Origin of the sequence: Streptomyces spongiae, assembly GCF_009377185.1 — a bacterium.
Lineage (GTDB): Bacteria > Actinomycetota > Actinomycetes > Streptomycetales > Streptomycetaceae > Streptomyces > Streptomyces spongiae.
The window spans coordinates 1-3720 of sequence record NZ_VJZC01000793.1; the positions used below are offsets into that span (position 1 = coordinate 1).

4 protein-coding genes are annotated in these 3720 nt (G+C 70.5%); 1 reads left to right on the top strand and 3 read right to left on the bottom strand.

The window, feature by feature from the left end:
• Positions 1-62: 62 nt before the first annotated feature.
• The 3 genes from ligD to FNH08_RS46845 form a co-directional block, all read right to left on the bottom strand.
• A complete protein-coding gene (ligD, locus tag FNH08_RS46835) occupies positions 63-944 on the bottom strand; it encodes a non-homologous end-joining DNA ligase (protein ID WP_152777918.1) in 882 nt (293 codons plus the stop codon).
• Positions 945-1156: 212 nt separating this feature from the next.
• Entirely contained in the window at positions 1157-1744 is a 588-nt protein-coding gene (locus FNH08_RS46840; protein ID WP_322726553.1) for a DUF6529 family protein, read from the bottom strand.
• 31 nt (positions 1745-1775) lie between these two features.
• A complete protein-coding gene (locus FNH08_RS46845) occupies positions 1776-2309 on the bottom strand; it encodes a COG4315 family predicted lipoprotein (RefSeq protein WP_152777920.1) in 534 nt (177 codons plus the stop codon).
• 224 nt (positions 2310-2533) lie between these two features.
• Between FNH08_RS46845 and ku the strand changes: the two genes are divergently transcribed.
• Positions 2534-3553, top strand: coding sequence for a non-homologous end joining protein Ku (gene ku, locus FNH08_RS46850; protein WP_456114968.1), 1020 nt, complete (start codon positions 2534-2536; stop codon positions 3551-3553).
• Positions 3554-3720: the final 167 nt, after the last annotated feature.

A 3720-nucleotide genomic window follows, 5' to 3' on the forward strand; every position in this document is an offset into this window, starting at 1 on the left:
ATAAGAGACAGGGGTAGGGGCGGCGGGGGCGAGGAAAACCCCCGCGTACCCGGGACGCCTCCTCACGGCAGTGCCCCCGCCCCCTCCGCATCCAGCAACGGCGCCAGAAGATCCCCGTACACCTGAAGCCGAGCCTCAAGATCGGGCGCGCGGAACACGAGCCGCCCCGGATCCGCGCAGTCCGCGACCTCTTCCCACGTCACCGGCGTGGACACCGTCGGCTCAGCACCGACCCGCAACGTGTACGGCGTCGCCGTCGTCTTCCGCGCGGCGTTCTGGCTCCAGTCGACGAACACCTTCCGAGCCCGAAGACTCCGCGTCATCCGGTGCACGACAAGCCGCGGCATCGCCTGCTCCGCCTCCACGGCCAGCCCCTTGGCGTACTCCGTCACCCGCCCGGACGGAGCCGGCCGCACGGCCGCCAGCAGATGCAGCCCCTTCACCCCGGACGTCTTCGGGTACGCCTCGATCCCGTCCGCCGCCAGCCTGTCCCGCAGCCACAGGGCCACCCGGCAGCACTCGACGATCGTCGCGGGCGGCCCGGGATCGAGGTCGAAGACCAGGCGGTCGGCCTCGCCCGGCGCACCGATGACCCACTGGGGCGTGTGGAACTCGGTCACCAGGTTCGCCGCCCACATCAGGCTCGCCAGGTCCTGCACCAGCACCATCCGGGCCGGCCCCTCCGAGCGCGGCACCTCGGCGGTCGTGACCCAGTCGGGCGTGCCCGGCGGCACGTTCTTGGTGAAGAAGACCTGGCCGTCCGGCCCGTCCGGGTAGCGCAGGAACGACACCGGCCGGTCCCGGAGGTGCGCCAGCAAGGGCTCCGCGGTCGTCGCGCAGTAGTGCAGCACCTCGGCCTTGGTGAAGCCGGACGCGGGATACAGGACCTTCTCCAGGTTGGAGAGGGCCACCCTCCGGCCCTGCACCTCCGTGATCGGCGTCATACGACGAGAATCCCACGCGAATCCCACGCAAGCCCGACACGGCCGGCTTGTCCAGGTGGAACGAGGCCGGTGGAACGCGGCCGGTGGAACGCGGCCGGCCTGCGGGAGATCCCGACCGCCCGCGCCGCGTCCTCGCGCGTCATCGGCCGTCGGCCGCGAGCCCTCGCAGCGTGGTCTCCGACGTCCGTCGTCACCGCCCTGGCCGTCCGTGACTACAGGCCAGGAACGGCGAATCCGTTGAGGGCCCACAGCGCGGCCGAGTACCACAGCACCCCGATGGCGCAGAACAGGGCGCCCCCGGCGGCCGGGAGCAGCCATCCGGGCAGGTGGCGGCTGCGCACCACCAGCACCTTGGCGACGAAGGCTCCGTACAGCGCGCAGCCCGCGACCGAGTGCAGGAAGACCCGGGTGTTCGTGGTCTCCACGCCGTAGGTGCGGACGCAGTGGATGGCGATGGGCACCGACAGCAGGAAGGCGGCCCACCCCACGATGCGGTGCGAGAGACGGACACCGCGGGGCCCGGCCGCGAGGCCGGGAAGCCGCCCGTACATCCACAGGGCCAGCAGAAGCTGGACGACCGCGAGGCCGAACAGGGCGCTGCCCAGGCGGGCCTTGAGGGTGACCGCCGCATCGCCGTGGGCGCCGAACAGGTCCGTCGTGTACTGGGGGGTGTGGTGCAGGCCGATCTCCCAGATCGCCACCCCCACGGCCACGGGCAGGGCGACGCCCAGCGCGATGAGGGCGGCCCGCCGCGCCGGTGAGGGCCGCTGGGGGGCTCGGTGGCTGGTCCTCGTCGTCACGTCCGCTGCCCCCTCGGGCGGTCGTCGCCGGTCAGCCCTTTTCGACCTTGTTGCCGCTGGTGTCGAGTACGTACCACTCGGCACCGAACTGGTTGAGCTCCTGACCGTTCGTGTCGCCCGGCTGGGCGTCTCCCGCGTAGCCGTAGAGCGGGTGCTTGTTGTAGGTGACCTGCGTCTTGCCGTCGGACCGCTTCGACGTGCCCAGCAGGTCGGACTTCGCCGAGCCGCCGGTCGAGGGTGACCCGGAGGTCAGCAGCGGCGGCCAGGCCGCGGCGCACGCCCCGTTGCAGGTCGAGGTCGTCGACTTGTCCGCCTCGAACAGATACAGGGTGCGGCCCTTCCCGTCGACCAGGATGGTGCCGAGATCACCGGCCGAGGCGGTCTTCACCATGGCCTGCGCACCGGCCGACGCACTGGCCGACGCACTGGTCGTGGCCGTCTTCGACGGTGTTTTCGACGGCGTCTCCGTTGACGAGGAACCGCCACCGTCGTCGGAGCAGCCACTCGCGGCAGCGAACGTCACAAGCGCGGCAGTCCACACGGCGGCCAGGCGGAAATGTCTCATCACAGCTCCCCAACATGGGTAAGTGCCCGAGCCCGGGCTCCGACCGGGCCGATGAACGCATACTCCCCACGTTCTCGGGCCCTCCGCGCCCCGCAGCACCCGTGAAGCCCCGAGATTCACCGAGATGGACGGTGAAGGGACGGCGCGCCGGGCGGGCTCGGCGTCCGCTGGGCCGGGAGGGCTCCAGCAGGCGCTTCCGGCCGGTCCCGGCTAGCGTGAGCACCGTGCGATCCATTTGGAACGGGGCCATCTCATTCGGCCTGGTCAGCATCCCGATCAAGCTGGTGAACGCCACCGAGAGCCACTCGATCTCCTTCCGCCAGATCCACCTGGAGGACGGCGGCCGGGTCCGCTACCGCAAGGTCTGTGAGGTGGAGGACCGGGAGCTGACGCAGGACGAGATCGGCAAGGGGTACGAGGCCTCGGACGGCTCGATCATCCCCATCACCGACGAGGACCTGGCCTCGTTGCCGATCCCCACCGCCAAGACGATCGAGATCGAGGCGTTCGTCCCGGCCGACCGCATCGATCCGCTCCAGATGGACGCGGCGTACTACCTCTCCGCGAACGGTGTGCCCGCCGCCAAGCCGTACGCGCTGCTCAGGGAGGCCCTCAGGCGCAGCCAGAAGGTCGCCATCTGCAAGTTCGCCCTGCGCGGGCGGGAGCGGCTCGGCATGTTGCGTGTCGTCGACGACGTCATCGCCATGCACGGACTGCTGTGGCCCGACGAGATCCGTGCGACCGACGAGGTAGCTCCCGACACGAACGTCACCGTCCAGGAGAAGGAACTCGACCTCGCCGACGCCCTCATGAACACTCTCGGTGAGGTGGACCTCGACGACCTCCACGACGACTACCGCGAGGCCGTCGAGGAACTCATCACCGCGAAGGCCTCCGGCGCGGCGCCCCCCGCCGCTCCCACCCCGGCGCGCGGCGGCAAGGTACTCGACCTCATGTCCGCCCTGGAGAACAGCGTCCGCGCCGCCAAGGAGTCCCGCGGCGAGGAGGTCTCCGGCACGACGGCCGGCAGGAAGTCCACGCCGAAGAAGACGGCCGCCAAGTCCACGACGGCTACGAAGAAGGCGGCGGCCAAGGAGACGACGGCCAAGGAAACGACGGCCAAGAAAACGGCCGCGAAGAAAACGGCCGCGAAGAAAACGGCCGCGAAGAAAACGGCCGCGAAGAAAACGGCCGCGAAGAAAACGGCCGCGAAGAAGACAACGAGAAGGCGCGCATCAGCCTGAACAGCCGAAGGCTCCGACCTCGGCCCGTCGAAAGCGCCGAAGGCTCCGCGGCATCGGGTGTGGGCACGGCTTTCCGGGGCGTGCGCGACGAGACACGGCGAACCCGCGGTTGGAGGCGGGGACATCCCACTGCGGCGCGGCGGTGGGGGAGCGTGGTGACTCGGGGG